We start from the raw sequence: 17457 nt of genomic DNA, 5'->3' as shown, positions 1-17457 counted from the left end.
ATAATGCAGCCAGTCGTCCGAAAGCCGTCACCGGGGCTAGGCCGTAACCCTCTATAATGCCGGGTTTGATACCCACGCCCTGCGCGTGGCCGCCCACTCGGGCCGGCCACGCGCATGCCCACGGAGCCAGCATGCAATACATCTACACCATGAATGGGGTCAGCAAGATCGTCCCGCCGAAGCGCCAGATCATCAAGGACATTTCGCTGAGCTTCTTCCCCGGCGCGAAGATCGGCCTGCTCGGCCTGAACGGCGCGGGCAAGTCGACCGTGCTGAAGATCATGGCTGGCGTGGATACCGACTTCCAGGGTGAGGCGCGTGCTGCCCCGGGCATCAAGGTCGGCTATCTGGCGCAGGAGCCGCATCTGGATCCGGAAAAGACCGTGCGCGAAGCGGTCGAGGAAGGCGTCTCGGTCATCCTCGACGCGCAGAAGCGCCTCGACGAAGTCTATGCCGCCTACGCCGAGGAGGGCGCTGATTTCGACAAGCTGGCGAAAGAGCAAGGGGAACTGGAGAACCTTCTCGCCGCCAACGACGCGCACGCTCTTGAGCGCCAGCTGGAAGTGGCGGCTGATGCGCTGCGCCTGCCGCCGTGGGAAACGAAGATCGGCCCGCTGTCCGGTGGCGAAAAGCGCCGCGTCGCGCTGTGCCGCCTGCTGCTGTCCAAGCCGGACATGCTGCTGCTCGACGAACCGACCAACCATCTGGACGCCGAGTCAGTGGACTGGCTGGAGCAGTTCCTGCAGAACTATCCCGGCACCGTGGTGGCAGTTACCCATGACCGCTATTTCCTCGAGCACGCCGCCGAGTGGATTCTCGAACTCGATCGCGGCCGCGGCATTCCGTGGAAGGGCAACTACACCGACTGGCTGGAGCAGAAGAGCGAGCGTCTTGCCCGCGAAGAAGCCGCCGAAAAGGGCCGCCAGAAAGCCCTCGCACGCGAGCTGGAGTGGGTGCGATCGGCCGCCAAAGGTCGCCAGTCCAAGGGCAAGGCGCGTATCAACCGTTTCGAGGAACTGAACTCGGTCGAATACCAGAAGCGCAACGAGACCAACGAACTGTATATCCCGCCGGGCGAGCGCCTGGGCCAGGAGGTGATCGAGTTCAAGAACGTCAGCAAGTCGTTCGGCGATCGCCTGCTGATCGACGACCTCTCGTTCAAGGTGCCGCCGGGTGCCATCGTTGGCGTGATGGGTGCCAACGGTGCCGGCAAGTCCACCCTGTTCAAGCTGATCACCGGCAAGGAAGCACCGGACAGCGGCGAGGTGAAGCTCGGCCACACCGTGCAGCTGGCCTATGTGGACCAGTCGCGCGACTCGCTCGATCCGAACAAGAACGTCTGGCAGGAAGTGTCCGACGGTGCCGACATCATCACCATAGGCAAGTACGAGTTGCAGTCGCGCGCGTACATCGGCCGCTTCAACTTCAAGGGCGTCGACCAGCAGAAGATGGTCGGCACGCTCTCCGGTGGTGAGCGCGGTCGTCTGCATCTGGCCAAGACCCTGATGCAGGGCGGCAACGTGCTGCTGCTCGATGAGCCGTCCAACGATCTGGACGTCGAGACGCTGCGCGCACTGGAAGACGCAATGCTGGAGTTCCCCGGCTGTGCAATGGTGATCTCGCATGACCGCTGGTTCCTCGACCGCATCGCCACCCACATCATCGCGTTCGAAGGCGATTCGCACGTCGAGTTCTTCCCCGGCAACTACAACGAGTACGAGGCCGACAAGAAGCGTCGTCTCGGCGATGAAGGCGCCAAGCCGCATCGGGTGAAGTACAAGAAGCTGGCTTGAGAGCAGGAGTGAGGGAAGCGGAATGAGAAGCAAGAGAAGGCGACAGCTTGCAAGCTCTCTCTCACTCCTTTTTCCTCGCTTCTCGACCGGAGATCACGATGCACTTCATGCAGTCATTGCAGCAAGCCTGGAAGAACCACGACTCACTGGTCTGCGTCGGTCTCGATCCGGAACCCTCCAAATTCCCCGCGCATCTGCGCGGCGATCCAGATGCGGTTTTCGAATTCTGCCGCGCCATCGTCGATGCCACCGCCGATCTGGTCTGCACCTACAAGCCGCAGATCGCCCACTTCGCCGCGCTGCGTGCGGAAGACGCGCTGGAACGGCTGATCGCGCATATCCACCAGAAGCATCCGGGCGTACCGGTGATCCTCGACGCCAAGCGCGGCGATATCGGCAGCACCGCACAGCACTACGTCAGCGAGGCATTCGACCGCTATCGGGCCGATGCGGTCACGTTGAACCCATACCTCGGTCGTGACTCGGTGCAGCCGTTCCTCGATCGCGCCGACAAGGGCGTGATCCTGCTCTGTCATACCTCCAACCCCGGCGCCGCCGACCTGCAGGATCTCGACGTGGGCGGCATGCCGCTGTACCAGCACGTGGCTCGGATCATCGCGCGCGACTGGAACAGCCACGGCAACTGCGCCCTGGTCACCGGCGCCACCTGGCCGGAGCAGCTCGGCGAAGTACGCGCGCTGGTCGGCGACATGCCGCTGCTGGTGCCCGGCATTGGCGCGCAGGGTGGCGATGTGGAAGCGGTGGTGCGCAACGGCCGCACGCCTGACGGCAATGGCCTGCTGATCAGCTCATCACGCGCGATTCTCTACGCCGGCAACGGCGAGGACTACGCACAGGCCGCGCGTGCCGCGACACAGGAATTGCGCGACACGATCAATCGCTATCGCGGCTGACTACGGCTTTACTCACCCTGTCGATCGCGACATAGTCGACCCTCGGATCCCCGAGGGCGATGCATGCGCACTCCCGTAAAAAGCGACAGCCCGATCGATCACGCGCGTCGCCGCTTGCTGCACGCAACGGGCGTGTCACTGGCGGCGCTCGCCTGCCCCTTCCCGTTGTTCGCACGCGCCAGCGCCCCCGCTGCGCGCTCGCGCCTGATCCTGCTTGGCACAGCCGGTGGCCCGACGCCCAAAGCGGACCGCTCCGCGCCGGCGAATGCCATCGTGGTCGATGGCGTGATCTACGTGATCGACTGTGGCAACGGCGTCGCACGACAGATGGTGAAAGCGGGGCTCGATCTCGGCGCGACCCGCAACGTGTTCATCACACACCAGCACTCCGACCACAACGCCGACTACGGCAACCTGTTGCTGCTGGCCTGGGCGGGACCGCTGCACAGCCGGGTCGATACCTGGGGACCGCCGCCGCTCAAGGAGATGACGCGGTTGTTCCTGGAAATGAACGACTACGACATCCGCATTCGAATGGCTGACGAGGGTCGGCCACCCCTGGCGCCGTTGATCGTGCCGCATGAACTGGCCACCGCGGGCGTGGTGATGCAGGATGCGCGGGTGAAGGTCACCGCTGCACTGGTGCAGCATCCACCGGTCACGCCCGCCTTCGCCTATCGCTTCGACTGCCCGGATCGCTCCATCGTGTTCTCCGGCGACACGCGGCCATCCGAAAACCTGGTGGCGCTCGCGCGCGGCGCCGATGTGCTGGTGCATGAGGCGATGTACCTGCCAGCACTGGACAAGCTGATCGCCACCGAGCAGAACGCAAGCCGCCTGCGCGAACATCTGCTGGCCAGCCACACCACCACCGAACAGGTGGGCCGCATTGCTACTGAGGCCGGGGTGAAGACCCTGGTGTTGTCGCACTTCGTGCCCGGCGGTTCTCCGCCGATTCCAGATGAGGTGTGGCGTGATGCCGTGACGCCCCACTTCAAGGGGCGCCTGATCGTGGGGCACGACCTGCTGGAAATCTGAAGCTACGCGACTGCAGTCGCCGGATCACTGCGCGAATGTGTTCTGTTTCATATCAGGCATACGGGCATATCCGTCATCCTGTCGCGGTCTTGGCCGCCTGCAGCATCTTCGTCTTCAGATCCAGCGCATCGGCCGCATCCAGCAACGCACGCGCAAAGCTGCGCACCTCGGCCGGGCGCAAGGCATACCAGTTCCCGGTCTTGCTGTCTTCGGCCACGTTGCGACCCGTGCGCGATACGCAGTGGGGCCGGAAGATCACCATCCCGGTCAGCGATTCCGAACTGATATCCGCAGAGACAATCTGCATGTGCGTTTCATCTTCTTTCTTCACCGAACTTCTCCCGGGCGTATAGCCGCCCTTCTGCAGCTTACGCTACCGGGAGTTCCACCGTTGTTGGAGGCGTTGCCGGCGGCTCGGTGTGTGGCTGTTTGGCCAGCTTGCGACGCAGCCAACGCTCGCATGGTGTCGACAGCCAGCGTTCCACTGCCACACCCAGCAGCCAGCACAGGGGCAATACCAGCAGATACCACAGCAAGCCATACCGGTAGTCCGCACCGCTAAGCCTGAACAGCCATACCGCCGGCGTCACCACGAACATGTGCGTGAGATAGATCTCGTAGCTGAGCCGCCCCCACGATCGCAGCCAGTCCAGCGCCCGCCATGGGCGCCAGTCTCCGTGCCGCTGGCGTTGCTCGCAGGCCAGCAGCAGACACAGCGCAGAGAGTGCCAGCAGCAGCATGTAGCCGTCGCGCAGCAGATGCCACATCAACGCCCCGTCGATCGTCGTCGCCACCAGACCGATTGCACCCAGCCATCCCAGCAAGGCGGCAGCGCGCGCTGGCAGCGTGCCGGAGCGCGCTGCCAGCAACGCACCAAGCACGCCGATCGCAATCGCCGACATGCCCGGCAGGTACGCCTTCTCCTGCCAGATCTCGTTGCCGCGCAAGGCGGCATGCGTCCATGGCATCGACAGTGCAAGCAGCCCCAGCAGAGGTACCAGCACCCAGCGCCGACGCGTCAGCAGGGACACCAGCGGAAAGCCGATGTAGAACACTTCCTCGATCGACAATGACCACAGCACGTCCCAGTTGCCTGGCAAGTAGCCGGTGCGCCCTTCGTACCAGTTCAGATGCAGCCCGAGCGCTGCCCAGAGCGCACCCGGCAGCGACTGACCCGGGCGACTGATGGTGTAGTCCGGTACCGCCAGCAGATGCAATACGGCGAGCACGGCAAGCAGCATCAGCAGGCAGGGCACGATGCGGGCGAAGCGACGCGCGTAGAACGCACGCAGGTCGATCCGTTCCAGATCACCCCAGCGTTGCAGCGCATTGCCGGCGATCAGGAAACCGGAGATCACGAAGAACACGAACACGGCTTCATAGCCGTTGTAGTTGAGTCGGCTCAGGAACCAGGGCGGCAGCACATCGGCCAGCGCGGTTTTCTTCAGCGGAATGCGCAGGCCGAGGTGATTGAGGATGACAAAGAGGATGGAAATCCCGCGCAGCAGGTCGATGCCGGGATTGCGGCGCGCCTGCGGGGGCTGCGCGTGTGCCCCGTCAGTCATCGATGGCAGCACGGATTCAATCGGTGACATCGGCCACTCTGTCGTCAAAGAGCAGCATCATCCATGCATCGATGGCCTCGTATCAACGCCTGCGCGCGCGAATCACGCGGTGACTTCCACCCCACGCCAGAAGGCCACGCGGCCCTTGATCTCGCGGGCGGCCTCCTTCGGTGTCGGGTAATACCATGCGGCATTGGCATTCACTTCGCCATCCACGATCACGTCGTAATAGCTGGCCGTGCCTTTCCACGGGCAGATGCTCTGATGATCCGTGGCGCGAAAATACTGCTGACTCAGCGCGTCAGCTGGAAAATAGTGATTGCCTTCGACAACGACAGTGTCATGGCTTTCAGCCAGCACGGTGCCTTTCCAGATCGCTCGCATATCAGTCGTCTCCGATGTCCTGCCCCGGAAACAGCACGTCGGGATAGCCGAACTTGCTGAAATCGGTGATGCGCGAGGGATACAGCCGTCCGATCAGATGATCACACTCATGCTGCACCACACGGGCATGAAAGCCTTCGGCGGTACGCTCGATACGCTCACCCTGCGGATCGATACCTTCGTAGCGGATCAGCGAGTAACGGCTCACCGCGCCACGCAGGCCGGGCACGGACAGGCAGCCTTCCCAGCCCTCTTCCATGTCCTGCGACAGCGGGGTGATCACCGGGTTGAGCAGGATCGTGCGCGGCACCGCCGGCGCATCGGGATAACGTTCGTTGCTGTCGAAGCCGAAGATCACCAGCTGCAGGTCGATGCCGATCTGCGGCGCGGCAAGGCCGACGCCATCGGCAGCATGCATGGTGTCGAACATGTCGGCGATCAGCGCGTCGAGTTCCGCGCTGCCCAGCATCGCATCGGGTACCGGCGGGGCGATGCGCAGCAGGCGCGGGTCGCCCATTTTCAGGATGTCGCGGATCATCGGAACCTCAGCATCGGATAACGTCCATTCTCCTGAATGTGGCTTTCACAGCGTGAATGCAAGCCTTGCGTGTGTCCCCCTCATTCCCGTCTGTGCCGGAATGAGGGGGCAGGGGCAATCCGGCGCTCAGCCGCCGAAGACCTTCTTCAGCAGATCGGTGCTGCGTGCAGCCGGGTTGTGGCGGATCGACTGTTCCTCCTCGCCGATCATGGTGAACAGACCATCGATCGTCTTGCCGGTCACATAGTTGTCCAGATCGATCGGGCTACCACCGCTGCCCGACTTGTGACCGCCACCAAGCGAACCCAGTGAACCGAGTGCCCCGCCGATGCCACCACCGCTGCCGGCGGTGAACTCCTTATATTTCTCGGTGACGCCGACGCTGGCCGTGGCATTGGCCACGATCGGATGGATGCGTGCGGTCAGTGCATCACCGGCGACACGCCTGAAGAAATCGGTGGCCGCATGGTCGCCGCCGGTGAGGATGCTGTGTGCATCACTCAAGGTCATCTTGCGGATCGCATCGCCGAAGATGTCCGCCACCTGCGGCACAGCCTTCTCCGCCGCACGATTCAGGCTCAGCTCGAACGCGTCGACCCTGGCACCCTGTCCCATCTTGCGCGCCAGATTGCCGGCCTGTTCCAGCTTGCCAGGCAATGGGATGCGCACCTTGGCGTTCTTCCAGAAGCCATCGTTGCGGCCGAGGCTGTTGATCGCGTTGGTGGTGCCCTTGGCCAGCGCCTCCTTGAGGCCGGAAGCGATGTCGCTGTTGGGCAGGCCGCTGCCAAGCTGCGAGGAGCTGGACGTCGACTGCCTGGCCTTGTTCAACAGATCCTTGAACTGGCCGGATCCGGCGGCACTGACCGGCAGCGTGGCGGCGACGAGAGCGAAACCGAGCAGACCGTAGCGTACCGTGATGCGCATAGCGAACTCCTTGTACTCGACAGGGAGGGCAGTGTACCCCCGCCGCACTCCGCAGAAATGACAGCTCGCACCGGCCTATTCGACCAATGGCTAATGCCCCGCCGGCCGTTTCGGCATTGACCCTCGTGGCGGACCGGACGACTCTTGCCATATACGTTCGAGGAGAAGCCACCGATGCAAGCCACCATTCCGAAGCCGAGCCCGGCCAGCAAGATCATGTGGGTCGCTCTCGCCATCGTCGGCGCGTTCTGCCTGGGCGTGATTGCGTTGCGCCGCGGCGAACCGATCAACGCGATCTGGCTGGTGGCAGCCTCGATCGCGATCTTCGTGATCGGCTATCGCTTCTATGGCAAGTTCATCGAACACTCGGTGCTGCAGCTGGATCCCTCACGCGCACCGCCGTCGGTGCTTCGCAACGACGGCCTCGACTACGTACCTACCGACAAATGGGTGGTGTTCGGCCACCATTTCGCCGCGATCGCCGGTGCCGGCCCGCTGGTCGGTCCGGTGCTAGCCGCGCAGATGGGTTACCTGCCAGGCACGCTGTGGATCCTGTTCGGCGTGGTATTCGCCGGTGCGGTGCAGGACTTCATGATCCTCGGCCTGTCGCTGCGTCGCGACGCTCGCTCGCTCGGCCACATGCTGCGCGAGGAACTGGGCCCTGTCCCGGGCGTGGTGGCCATGTTCGGCGTGCTGGTGCTGATGATGATCGTGCTGGCCGTGCTGGCGCTGGTGGTGGTCAAGGCGCTAACGCACAGCCCGTGGGGCACCTTCACCGTGGCCGCCACGATCCCGATCGCACTGCTGATGGGCGTGTACCTGCGATGGTTCCGCCCGGGCAGGATCCTGGAGGTGTCGATCATCGGCCTGGTTCTTCTATTAGCCTCGATCTGGTTCGGCAAGACCGTGGCCGATTCGGCCACGCTGGCACCGCTGTTCGACTTCGATGCGAAAGCCCTGGCCTGGCTGCTGATCGCCTACGGCTTCTGCGCCTCGGTGCTGCCGGTATGGCTGCTGCTGGCACCACGCGACTATCTGTCCACCTTCCTCAAGATCGGCACGATCCTGCTGCTTACGCTGGCGATCTTCCTTGCCGCGCCGACCTTGCAGATGCCGGCGGTGACCAAATTCATCGATGGCACCGGTCCGGTCTTCCAGGGCAACCTGTTCCCGTTCCTGTTCATCACCATTGCCTGTGGTGCGGTCTCCGGCTGGCATTCGATCATCGCCTCCGGCACCACGCCCAAGCTGCTCGCCAACGAGAGTCAGGCGCGACTGGTCGGCTACGGTGGCATGCTGATGGAGGCATTCGTGGCGATCATGGCGCTGATCGCCGCCGCGTCGCTGCATCCGGGCGTGTACTTCGCGATGAACTCGCCCGGTGCGCTGGTAGGCACCACCGTCGAACAGGCCGCCAGCACGATCAGCCAGTGGGGCTTCGTGGTGACACCAGACGAATTGCTGCAGACCGCCAGGAACATCGGCGAGAGCACCGTGCTCGGTCGTGCGGGCGGCGCACCGACGCTGGCGGTGGGCATGGCGCAACTGCTGCACAACATCATCCCCGGCGAAAGCATGATGGCATTCTGGTACCACTACGCGATCCTGTTCGAAGCCCTGTTCATCCTCACCACGGTCGATGCCGGTACCCGTGTCGGCCGCTTCATGATCCAGGAGATCGCCGGGCTGATCCACAAGCCGTTGCAGGCCACCGAGTCGTGGGCCGGCAACCTGCTCGCCACCGCGATCTGCGTGGGCCTGTGGGGCTACTTCCTGTACCAGGGCGCGGTTGATCCACTCGGCGGCATCAACACGCTGTGGCCGCTGTTCGGCATCGCCAACCAGATGCTTGCCGCGATCGCGCTGATGCTCGCCACCGTGGTGGTGGTGAAACTCAAGCGTGAGCGCTACGTGTGGGTGCCGGGCATCCCGGCGATCTGGTTGATCGTCTGCACGCTCACCGCCGGCTACGAAAAGCTGGTCGGCCCGATCAGCTTCACCACGGCCGCCAACAAGTATTCGGCCGCGCTGCAGCAGGGCCAGTTGCTGGCCCCGGCCAAGACACCGGCCGCCATGCAGCAGATCATCACCAACAACTACGTAGACATGGCGCTGACTGGCCTGTTCATGGCGCTGATCGTGGCAATGCTGCTGTTCTGCCTGCGTGCTCTGATCCAGGCCTGGCAGACCAGCCACCCGACCGCGCACGAAGAGCCCTACGTGGCACTGGGCAGCGTGGCCGGCTGAGCATGACGTGATGAACGCGACCTTTCAGTCCGTGCGCAAGTGGGCGGTGCAAACCGCCCGCCTGTGCTGCGGCATACCCGACTACGACGCCTACGTGAAGCACCTGCGCGAGCACCATCCCGAACGCAAGGTGCCGAGCTACAAGGAGTTCTTCCGCGAGCGGCAGGAAGCTCGCTACAAGGGCGCCGGCGGGCGTTGCTGCTGATATCCGCGGAATCACCGGCTTGCCCTTGGCGGAGGCGTGGGCTCCGCACACGCAGATCCGCCACGCATTGGCCATTCGCGCGTGGGCGCGCACAATAGGCAGCTTGCCTGCCTGCCCATCCCCCATGTCCGAATCCGACAGCATCACCGCCAGCCTCCCTGTCACCCCGAACACCCTGCCTGCGCAGCGCCATCCCGGGCTGCGCATCATCGCGGTGTACGAGATGATCAAGACCCTGTGCCTGGTGCTGGTCGCCGTCGCGGCGTTTCACCTGGATCACCAGCAGAATTTCGAGCGGCTGGTGCACTGGCTGGAACATCTTTCCCTGGCCGACAGCAACGGCTTGCGCTGGAAACTGGTCGGCCTGTTGCAGGATTTCGGCCCGAGCAAGTTCGTCGCCATCGGCCTGGTCGCGCTGGGTTATGCCGTGCTGTTCGCCATCGAAGGAATCGGCCTGTGGCTGGGCAAGCACTGGGCGGAATGGTTCACGGTGATCGCCACCGGTTCGCTGATTCCATTGGAACTCTACGAGACGCTGCACCGCTTCGGCTGGCTGAAGCTGGCCACTCTGGTCGGCAACGTGGCGATCATCATCTACCTGGTGCGCATCGCGCTGCAGCCACGCGCCGATCGCTGACACGGGTTTAGCCCGTGGCAATGCATCGAACATTCACGGGTCGCAGGCAATCATCGGCTGCACGGTCTCCCGGATCCGCGACGATGCCCAGCACTACCACCAGCACATCCCGAATCGAGCCGCCCGCGAAAAGCACGCGCACGCATGCTGTCGGCTTGCGTGCCATCGCGATCTACAAGGGGGCCAAGTCCGTCGGATTGCTGCTGGTGGCCATCGCCGCGTTTCATCTGGATCACCAGCAGAATTTCGAGCGCATGGTGCACTGGCTGGAGCATCTTTCGCTGGCCGACAGCAACCAACTGCGCTGGCGACTGGTCGACTTGCTGACCGCGATGGGTCCCCGCAAGTTCGTCGCGGTCGGCATCGTGGCACTGGCCTATGCCGCATTATTCGCCATCGAAGGCACCGGCCTGTGGCTGCGCATGCGCTGGGCGCAATGGTTCACTGCGCTCGTGACCGGCTCGCTGGTACCGCTGGAGCTCTACGAGGTCATGCTTCGCTTCAGCGGAATCCGACTGGTCGTGCTGGCGACCAATATCGCTGTCGTCATCTATCTGCTGTACAGCGTCCTGCAATCCGGCGCAACGACGCCCGAGACAGACTGAATGCAGGAGTTCTGCCAGATCGAGCGGTCTCACACTTCGTGATGCACCGCCTCGGCGGATAACGCGACACGCTGCGGCATCAATTCCACCAGATACATCGCCGCGAGAATCAGGCCGCCGCCGAGCAGCATGCGCCAGCTCAGCACGTCACTGCCGAGCATCACCGCAAACACGGCGGCAAATACCGGCTCGGTGGTCATCACGATCGCCGCGCGGGTGGCCGGCAGGTGCGATTGCGCCCATGTCTGCATCAGCATCGCACCGGCGCCGGCGACCAGTGCCATATACAAGACGCCGAACCACGCGTTGCGATCCGGTGGCAACATGGGTCCGTGTGGTGCGGTGGCGAGCAGGCAGACCACGGCAATCGCCACCATCTGCACCGCCGACATGCCGAACGCCTCGCCCTTGCGCGACCACTGACCGAGCCCGACGATGTGCAGGCCGTACAGCGCGGCCGAGGCCAGCGTCAGCCACACCCCGAAATTGACCGAGACGCCATTGAGCGAGAGCAGCGCCAGTCCGGCAGTGGACAACAGCACCGCCAGCCACACCACACCAGCCATGCGTTGACGCAGCAGCAACATCGCCAGGATCGGCGTGAACACCACATACATGCCGGTGGCGAAACCGCTGACACTGGGCGCGATCAGCGACAACCCCCATGTCTGCAGCAGCTGGCCGATGCCGTACACCAGACCCAGCAGCAGGCCACGCGCGATCTGGCGATGACCAAGTCGCAGCACCGGGCGGCCGAACAGCGCCAGCATCGCCAACGCGGCGATCGAGAAACGCACGGCCAGGAAATCCGCCACCGTCATGCGCGTGACCACGTCCTTGATAAGCACGAAGGTCGAGCCCCATACCGCGGTCATCGCCAGCAGACCGATCGTCGCCAGCACGGTGATCCGACGCGACGCCGTCATCGGCGCAGCAACCGCCGCCACAACTGACCGGGAATCTGCAGCAGGAAATGCGCCCAGATCCCCAGCCATACCGCAGCGGCCACCAGTGGATTGCGTGCGGCCGGATCATGCTTGCGAAACCAGCGCCACATGCCGCGGTGCTTGTGCCGGCTGACGAACACCGGGCGGTGCCGGCTAGAACTGCCCTTGCCGTGATGCACACGGACGTCACCGGCCAGCAATACCTGATAGCCGATGTCGCGTACGCGACGGCACAGGTCCAGATCCTCGCAGTGCAGAAAATACGCCTCGTCGAAACCGCCCAGCCGCTGGAACATCGCCAGCGGCAGCAGCATCAAGGCACCCGAGACCGCCTCGGTTTCGATCACTTCGGCAGGAATCTCCTGCTCCATGTTGACCGTCTCGCCAGAGCGGCCGAGCAGGCTGTTGAGCGAGCGTCGCAGCAGCGGATCGCGCCGCCAGGAAGCGGGATCGGGACGGCCATCGGCATCGCACACCACCGCGCCGATCAGGCCGGCCTTCGGTCTCGCCGCAAGCAGGCCCAGCAACCGCTGCAGATCGCTTTCCTGCAGCACGCAATCGGGATTGAGCACCAGCAATGCCTGACCACTTGCCTGCCTGGCGGCGAGATTCACTGCCGGGCCGAAGCCGATATTCCGATGGTTGTAGAGCACCTTGAGCCGCGCGTCATGCGCATGGGCCCGCTCGATCGCGGACGGCACGCCATCCCGCGAGTTGTTGTCGACCAGGATCAACTCCAGCGACTGGCTGCTGGCCAGCAGCTGGCGCACGCACTCGCGCAATGCCGGTCCACTGTCGGCGGATACCACAATGACACTGAGCGCCAACGAGAACGGAGAGCGCGGGTTGGCGGAAATATCCATCGCGCAAGTATGCGCGGAGACGCGTGGCGGGAAAACAGTTCGGCAACAAAAGTCCGGAAAACTTTGTCGACATGGCAGTGATCGTCAGCCTTGCGACAATCGATTCTCATCGTCGTGTCCCAGCACGGCCGAGAGCGCCAGCGGCATCTCGCCATCGCGTCGTGCCAACCACGGTTGTTCGCGATACCAGCCACACAACTGCCAGCCTTCCAGGTGATGCTGCCGGTCGCGCTCGCGATCCCACAGCACGACACCGCGATCATGAGCCATCCGCGCGACAAACCAGCGTCCCGCCGGACTAAAGGCGACATGTGGGCCGACACCATCAATCACGCGATCACCGGCAAAACGATAGCCGCCTGCTTGATGGCAGACGCTGCTGCCGTCGCACGGATCGGTCAGTCCGGCATCACCCGGCTGCCACGCGGGCAACTGCAGTTCGATGATGTCAGCAGTCGGCCCGATCGATGCCAGCGCCAGCTCAGGCCATTCGGCCGAAGTGGATGCCGAAGTCACCGGCACATGGCCATGCCCCCGATCCAGCCATGCCTCCAGGCCGGCCAGCAGGGTATAACCGACCAGTGCACCGAGCAGCGCAGCGCCCCATGCAAAGGCATCACCACCCAGTGCCCGCTGCAGTCCAAAGAGCACGCCAGGCAACCCCCAGCGCAGGCTGCGGCGGATCATTGGCACGTGCTCGATCAAGCGCTGCGGCAGCACAAGCAGGACTGCCGCCAGCGCAAGCAGCAGCGGCAGACCGAGCCACCAGGGCAGCGAGGCCAGCAACACGGTCCATGCCAGCATCGGCCATGACAAGTTCCACGCTTGCCACGGGCGCCGGGCCATCGCTCAGCGCCGCATCACGCGAGTGACGATCAACCGCACCACACGCGGGCGTTGCGGAACATGCGCATCCACGGCGAGTCCTCGCCCCAGTTGTCCGGATGCCAGCTCAGTTGCACGCTGCGGAACACGCGTTCGGGGTGCGGCATCATGATCGTCACGCGGCCATCGGCAGCGGTGAAGCCGGCCAGGCCACCGGGCGAGCCGTTGGTGTTGAGCGGGAAGTTCTCGGTCGGCTTGCCGCGGTTGTCGACGAAGCGCACCGCAGCGTTCGACTTGGACGGACTGCATGCCTGCGGGAAGCTGACCCGGCCTTCGCCGTGTGCCACTGCCACAGGAATCCGCGAGCCGGCCATGCCCTTGAAGAAGATGCTTGGCGAATCGAGCACTTCAAGCGTGACCAGGCGCGATTCGTACTGCTCCGACGCGTTGCGCAGGAACTTCGGCCAGTGCTGCGCGCCGGGGATGATCTCCTTCAGCTGCGCCATCATCTGGCAACCGTTGCACACACCGAGAGCGAACTTCGTCTCGTCCGCGAAGAACGCCGCGAACTGCGCGCGCAGCATCTCGTTGTACAGGATCGAAGTGGCCCAGCCGCGACCGGCGCCGAGCACATCACCGTAGGAGAAACCGCCGCAGGCAGCGAAGCCACGGAAATCGGCCAGCTTGTGACGGCCACTGGCCAGATCGGACATGTGCACGTCGACCGCATCGAAACCGGCGCGGGTGAACGCCGCCGCCATCTCGACCTGACCGTTGACGCCCTGCTCGCGCAGCACCGCGATGCGCGGACGCGCACCACCGGTGATGTATGGCGCCGCGATGTCCTCGGCCGGGTTGAAGCTGAGTTTCGGCGTGATGCCCGGATCGGCATCGTCGAGCCGCCATTGCTGCTCGGCATCGGCACTGAGCGGATTGTCGCGCAGACGCTGCATCGCATGACTGGTCTCGTTCCACGCCTTGAACAGCGTGACCCAGTTCCACTTGAACAAGGTGTCGCCACCAAGGAACAGCTTGATGCCGAGCTTCTCCTTCGGCCGGCCGATGCGATGGCTCATGCCAGCCAGCTCGTACTTGACCAGCAAGGCCTCGAACGCCTCGCGGTTCGCCTCGGCCACCTGCATCACCGCGCCGAGCTCCTCGTTGAACAGCGCACGCAGCGCCGCCTCGGCCCAGCCGTCCAGGTGAATCTCCAGACCACAGTGGCCGGCGAATGCCATCTCCAGCAGGGTGGTGATGACACCACCGTCGGAACGGTCGTGGTAGGCCAGCAACAAGCCGCCCGCATTTGCTTCCTGCACCAGTTCGAACAGCGCTCTCAGCCGCTTCGCATCGTCCAGGTCCGGCGGGACGCCACCGCTGCGATTGAACACCTGGCTCAGCGAGGAGCCGCCGAGACGGTCGCGCCCGGCACCCAGGTCGATCAGCCACAGCTCGGAGTTGCCGCGATCGAGCCGCAGCTGCGGAGTGAGCGTGCGGCGTACGTCGGTGACGCGCGCGAAGCCGGTGATCACCAGCGAGACCGGCGAAACTGTACGTTGTGCGGTCGCGCCGTCCTGCCACACGGTCTGCATCGACAGCGAGTCCTTGCCGACCGGAATCGAGATGTCCAGTTGCGGACACAGCTCCATGCCGATCGCCTTCACCGCATCGAACAGCGCAGCGTCCTCACCCGGATGATTGACGGCCGCCATCCAGTTTGCCGACAGCCGGATCTCGCCGAGGCTGGCAATCTGCGCTGCAGCCAGGTTGGTGATCGCCTCGCCAACCGCCAGCCGTGCTGCGTCGGCGCTGTTGAGCAGCGCTACCGGCGCGCGCTCGGCCATCGCCATCGCCTCGCCGGCGTAGCCGCTGAAGTCGGCGATGGTCACCGCGCAATCGGCCACCGGCACCTGCCACGGACCGACCATCGGGTCGCGATGATTCAGGCCACCGACGGTGCGATCGCCGATCGTGATCAGGAAATTCTTGCTGCCCACGGTGGGCAGGCGCAGCACGCGCAACAATGCCTCGTCCATGCCGATGCCAGACAGATCCGGCAGCAGGTCGACGCGCGGCTTGATCCGCTTCGCATCGCGATGCATCCGCGGCGGCTTGCCGAACAGCACGTCCATCGGCAGGTCGATCACGGTCAGCTCGCGACGCGGATCGGTCAGCAGCAACCGACGTTCGACGGTGGCGTCACCGACCACGGCGTACGGGCAGCGCTCGCGCACGCACATCGCCTCGAACCCGGCGAGATCCGCCGGGTCGATCGCCAGCACGTAGCGTTCCTGCGACTCGTTGCTCCATACCTGCATCGGCGACAGCGACGGGTCGTCGCAGGGAATCTTCGACAGATCGATCACGCCGCCGACGCCGGCGTCGTTGAGCAGTTCGGGGATCGCGTTGGACAGGCCGCCGGCACCGACGTCATGCACACTGACGATCGGATTGTCGTCGCCAAGACGCCAGCAGGCATCGATCACCTCCTGGCAACGCCGTTCCATCTCGGCGTTGTCGCGCTGCACCGAGGCGAAATCGAGCTCGGCACTGGATGCGCCACCGGCGACCGACGAGGCCGCACCACCACCGAGACCGATCAGCATCGCCGGGCCACCGAGCACGATCACCTTGTTGCCCGGCTGCACCGCACGCTTCAGCACATCGCCGGCGCGCAGGTTGGCCAGGCCACCAGCGAGCATGATCGGCTTGTCGTAACCGCGGCGCAGGCCGGCTTCACCGGTCTCGTGCTCGTAGCTGCGGAAATAGCCGCCCAGACAGGGCCGGCCGAATTCGTTGTTGAATGCGGCGGCGCCGAGCGGGCCGTCGCGCATGATCTCGAATGCGCTGGCCATGCGTGGCGGCAGCGGACGCTCCACTTCCCACGGCTGCGGATGGCCGGGGATGCGCAGGTCGGAGACCGAGAAACCGGTGAGGCCGGCCTTCGGCTTGCCGCCACGACCGGTTGCGCCCTCGTCGCGGATCTCGCCGCCGGCGCCGGTGGCTGCACCCGGCCACGGAGCGATCGCGGTGGGATGGTTGTGCGTCTCCACCTTGATCGCGTAGTCGACGCGTTCCTCGTGGCCGCGAAACACGCCATCGGCCGGATCGGCGAAGAAACGCTTGCCGACGCTGCCCTCGATCACCGCTGCGTTGTCCGAATAAGCGGACAACGTATGCGCCGGCGAGTGCTGGTGGGTGTGCTTGATCATGCCGAACAGGCTCTTGTCCTGTTCGGCGCCGTCGACCGTCCAGCTGGCGTTGAACACCTTGTGCCGGCAATGCTCGGAGTTCGCCTGCGCGAACATGAAGAGTTCGGCATCGGTAGGGTCGCGTCCCAACTCGGCGTAACGATCGACCAGGTACTCGATCTCGTCCTCGGCCAGCGCCAGACCAAGCCGGACATTCGCCTCGGCCAGCGCAGCGCGCGGATCGGCGCCGAGAGCGACATGGACCAGGTCACCGGGCGACCCGGCCAGGAACAGCCCCTGCGCATCCTCGATGCGGTTCAGTACCGATTGCGTCATCGCATCATGCAATACCGCCATGATCGCATCGTGGTCCCGGGCGCCGGCATCGGGCAGACCGGAGACCTGCCAGGCCAGCCCGCGTTCCACCCGGCGGATGTCGGAACCCGGCACGCCGAAGCCGGCACCATGCAGAATGTCGGTGGCCTTGCTCGACCACGGCGAGATCGTGCCCAGTCGCGGCACCACCCACAGCGTGGCCGGCTCCGGTGCGCTGTCCTTCGCCTCCAGCACGGCCAGCAGGCGCTGGCGCAGCGCGCCTTCCGGCACGCTGTCGGTGTCGATGAAATAGACGAACCACGACGCCTGCACGCGCACGCCACGATGCAGGGCATCCAGGCGGGCATTGAGACGTTCGAGGCGGAACGGCGAGAGGGCGTTCTGCCCGTCGAGTGCGATCATGCGGGGAACGGCGCTATGCGATGGAAACGCCTATTCTAACCGA

General features: G+C 64.6%; 16 protein-coding genes. 7 read left to right on the top strand and 9 right to left on the bottom strand.

Features of this window, described 5'->3' with window-relative positions; all coding sequences use genetic code 11:
• The first annotated feature begins 131 nt into the window (after positions 1–131).
• From ettA to B0E50_RS10565, 3 genes are all read left to right on the top strand, one after another.
• Positions 132–1793, top strand: a complete 1662-nt coding sequence (ettA, locus tag B0E50_RS10575; RefSeq protein ID WP_077441155.1) for an energy-dependent translational throttle protein EttA — start codon at positions 132–134, stop codon at positions 1791–1793.
• 98 nt (positions 1794–1891) lie between these two features.
• Positions 1892–2707, top strand: a complete 816-nt coding sequence (gene pyrF, locus B0E50_RS10570; RefSeq protein ID WP_077441154.1) for an orotidine-5'-phosphate decarboxylase — start codon at positions 1892–1894, stop codon at positions 2705–2707.
• A gap of 63 nt (positions 2708–2770) precedes the next feature.
• A complete protein-coding gene (locus B0E50_RS10565) occupies positions 2771–3745 on the top strand; it encodes an MBL fold metallo-hydrolase (protein WP_077441153.1) in 975 nt (324 codons plus the stop codon).
• A 73-nt stretch (positions 3746–3818) separates the two neighbouring features.
• Here the strand turns inward: B0E50_RS10565 and B0E50_RS10560 are convergent, their stop codons facing one another.
• From B0E50_RS10560 to B0E50_RS10540, 5 genes are all read right to left on the bottom strand, one after another.
• Positions 3819–4052, bottom strand: a complete 234-nt coding sequence (locus tag B0E50_RS10560; protein WP_077441152.1) for a hypothetical protein — start codon at positions 4050–4052, stop codon at positions 3819–3821.
• 61 nt (positions 4053–4113) lie between these two features.
• Positions 4114–5340: an acyltransferase gene (locus B0E50_RS10555; RefSeq protein WP_077441151.1), complete on the bottom strand. Its 1227-nt coding sequence runs from the start codon at positions 5338–5340 to the stop codon at positions 4114–4116.
• Between the two features lie 72 nt (positions 5341–5412).
• Positions 5413–5694: a DUF427 domain-containing protein gene (locus B0E50_RS10550; RefSeq protein WP_077441150.1), complete on the bottom strand. Its 282-nt coding sequence runs from the start codon at positions 5692–5694 to the stop codon at positions 5413–5415.
• Position 5695: 1 nt separating this feature from the next.
• Entirely contained in the window at positions 5696–6232 is a 537-nt protein-coding gene (gene def, locus B0E50_RS10545; RefSeq protein WP_077441149.1) for a peptide deformylase, read from the bottom strand.
• A 126-nt stretch (positions 6233–6358) separates the two neighbouring features.
• Positions 6359–7156: a DUF4197 domain-containing protein gene (locus B0E50_RS10540; protein ID WP_077441148.1), complete on the bottom strand. Its 798-nt coding sequence runs from the start codon at positions 7154–7156 to the stop codon at positions 6359–6361.
• 174 nt (positions 7157–7330) lie between these two features.
• Between B0E50_RS10540 and B0E50_RS10535 the strand changes: the two genes are divergently transcribed.
• The 4 genes from B0E50_RS10535 to B0E50_RS10520 all read left to right on the top strand — a co-directional run bounded on the left by B0E50_RS10535 (position 7331) and on the right by B0E50_RS10520 (position 10850).
• Complete coding sequence (locus tag B0E50_RS10535) at positions 7331–9403, top strand: carbon starvation CstA family protein (protein ID WP_077441362.1); 2073 nt, start codon at positions 7331–7333, stop codon at positions 9401–9403.
• Between the two features lie 10 nt (positions 9404–9413).
• Positions 9414–9608 (top strand): YbdD/YjiX family protein, encoded by a 195-nt coding sequence (locus B0E50_RS10530; protein ID WP_077441147.1) that lies wholly within the window; start codon positions 9414–9416, stop codon positions 9606–9608.
• A gap of 124 nt (positions 9609–9732) precedes the next feature.
• A complete protein-coding gene (locus tag B0E50_RS10525; RefSeq protein WP_077441146.1) occupies positions 9733–10245 on the top strand; it encodes a DUF2127 domain-containing protein in 513 nt (170 codons plus the stop codon).
• A gap of 83 nt (positions 10246–10328) precedes the next feature.
• A complete protein-coding gene (locus B0E50_RS10520; protein ID WP_139350834.1) occupies positions 10329–10850 on the top strand; it encodes a DUF2127 domain-containing protein in 522 nt (173 codons plus the stop codon).
• A gap of 29 nt (positions 10851–10879) precedes the next feature.
• Here the strand turns inward: B0E50_RS10520 and B0E50_RS10515 are convergent, their stop codons facing one another.
• From B0E50_RS10515 to purL, 4 genes are all read right to left on the bottom strand, one after another.
• The gene (locus B0E50_RS10515; RefSeq protein WP_077441361.1) at positions 10880–11776 is read right to left on the bottom strand and encodes a DMT family transporter; all 897 of its coding nucleotides are present in this window, start codon (positions 11774–11776) and stop codon (positions 10880–10882) included.
• Positions 11773–12660 (bottom strand): glycosyltransferase family 2 protein, encoded by an 888-nt coding sequence (locus tag B0E50_RS10510; protein WP_174575037.1) that lies wholly within the window; start codon positions 12658–12660, stop codon positions 11773–11775. Before B0E50_RS10510 ends, B0E50_RS10515 begins: the two co-directional genes overlap by 4 nt.
• Before the next feature lie 84 nt (positions 12661–12744).
• Positions 12745–13464 carry a hypothetical protein gene (locus B0E50_RS10505; RefSeq protein ID WP_254427247.1) on the bottom strand — a complete coding sequence of 240 codons (720 nt, stop codon included), beginning with the start codon at positions 13462–13464 and terminating at the stop codon, positions 12745–12747.
• A gap of 71 nt (positions 13465–13535) precedes the next feature.
• Complete coding sequence (gene purL, locus B0E50_RS10500) at positions 13536–17414, bottom strand: phosphoribosylformylglycinamidine synthase (protein WP_077441143.1); 3879 nt, start codon at positions 17412–17414, stop codon at positions 13536–13538.
• Positions 17415–17457: the final 43 nt, after the last annotated feature.

This window comes from Rhodanobacter sp. C01 (assembly GCF_002001045.1).
Lineage (GTDB): Bacteria > Pseudomonadota > Gammaproteobacteria > Xanthomonadales > Rhodanobacteraceae > Rhodanobacter.
This window is presented reverse-complemented; position numbering and strand designations above follow the sequence as displayed.

Excerpts from the sequence above, each read along its gene's own strand:
- B0E50_RS10520 (WP_139350834.1), top strand. The coding sequence starts at position 10,329 with ATGCCCAGCACTACCACCAGCACATCCCGAATCGAGCCGCCCGCGAAA.
- B0E50_RS10565 (WP_077441153.1), top strand. The coding sequence starts at position 2,771 with ATGCGCACTCCCGTAAAAAGCGACAGCCCGATCGATCACGCGCGTCGC.
- B0E50_RS10525 (WP_077441146.1), top strand. The coding sequence starts at position 9,733 with ATGTCCGAATCCGACAGCATCACCGCCAGCCTCCCTGTCACCCCGAAC.
- B0E50_RS10530 (WP_077441147.1), top strand. The coding sequence starts at position 9,414 with ATGAACGCGACCTTTCAGTCCGTGCGCAAGTGGGCGGTGCAAACCGCC.
- purL (WP_077441143.1), bottom strand. The coding sequence starts at position 17,414 with ATGATCGCACTCGACGGGCAGAACGCCCTCTCGCCGTTCCGCCTCGAA.
- B0E50_RS10560 (WP_077441152.1), bottom strand. The coding sequence starts at position 4,052 with ATGCAGATTGTCTCTGCGGATATCAGTTCGGAATCGCTGACCGGGATG.
- B0E50_RS10540 (WP_077441148.1), bottom strand. The coding sequence starts at position 7,156 with ATGCGCATCACGGTACGCTACGGTCTGCTCGGTTTCGCTCTCGTCGCC.
- B0E50_RS10550 (WP_077441150.1), bottom strand. The coding sequence starts at position 5,694 with ATGCGAGCGATCTGGAAAGGCACCGTGCTGGCTGAAAGCCATGACACT.
- pyrF (WP_077441154.1), top strand. The coding sequence starts at position 1,892 with ATGCACTTCATGCAGTCATTGCAGCAAGCCTGGAAGAACCACGACTCA.
- B0E50_RS10555 (WP_077441151.1), bottom strand. The coding sequence starts at position 5,340 with ATGTCACCGATTGAATCCGTGCTGCCATCGATGACTGACGGGGCACAC.
- B0E50_RS10535 (WP_077441362.1), top strand. The coding sequence starts at position 7,331 with ATGCAAGCCACCATTCCGAAGCCGAGCCCGGCCAGCAAGATCATGTGG.
- def (WP_077441149.1), bottom strand. The coding sequence starts at position 6,232 with ATGATCCGCGACATCCTGAAAATGGGCGACCCGCGCCTGCTGCGCATC.
- B0E50_RS10505 (WP_254427247.1), bottom strand. The coding sequence starts at position 13,464 with ATGCTGGCATGGACCGTGTTGCTGGCCTCGCTGCCCTGGTGGCTCGGT.
- B0E50_RS10510 (WP_174575037.1), bottom strand. The coding sequence starts at position 12,660 with ATGGATATTTCCGCCAACCCGCGCTCTCCGTTCTCGTTGGCGCTCAGT.
- B0E50_RS10515 (WP_077441361.1), bottom strand. The coding sequence starts at position 11,776 with ATGACGGCGTCGCGTCGGATCACCGTGCTGGCGACGATCGGTCTGCTG.
- ettA (WP_077441155.1), top strand. The coding sequence starts at position 132 with ATGCAATACATCTACACCATGAATGGGGTCAGCAAGATCGTCCCGCCG.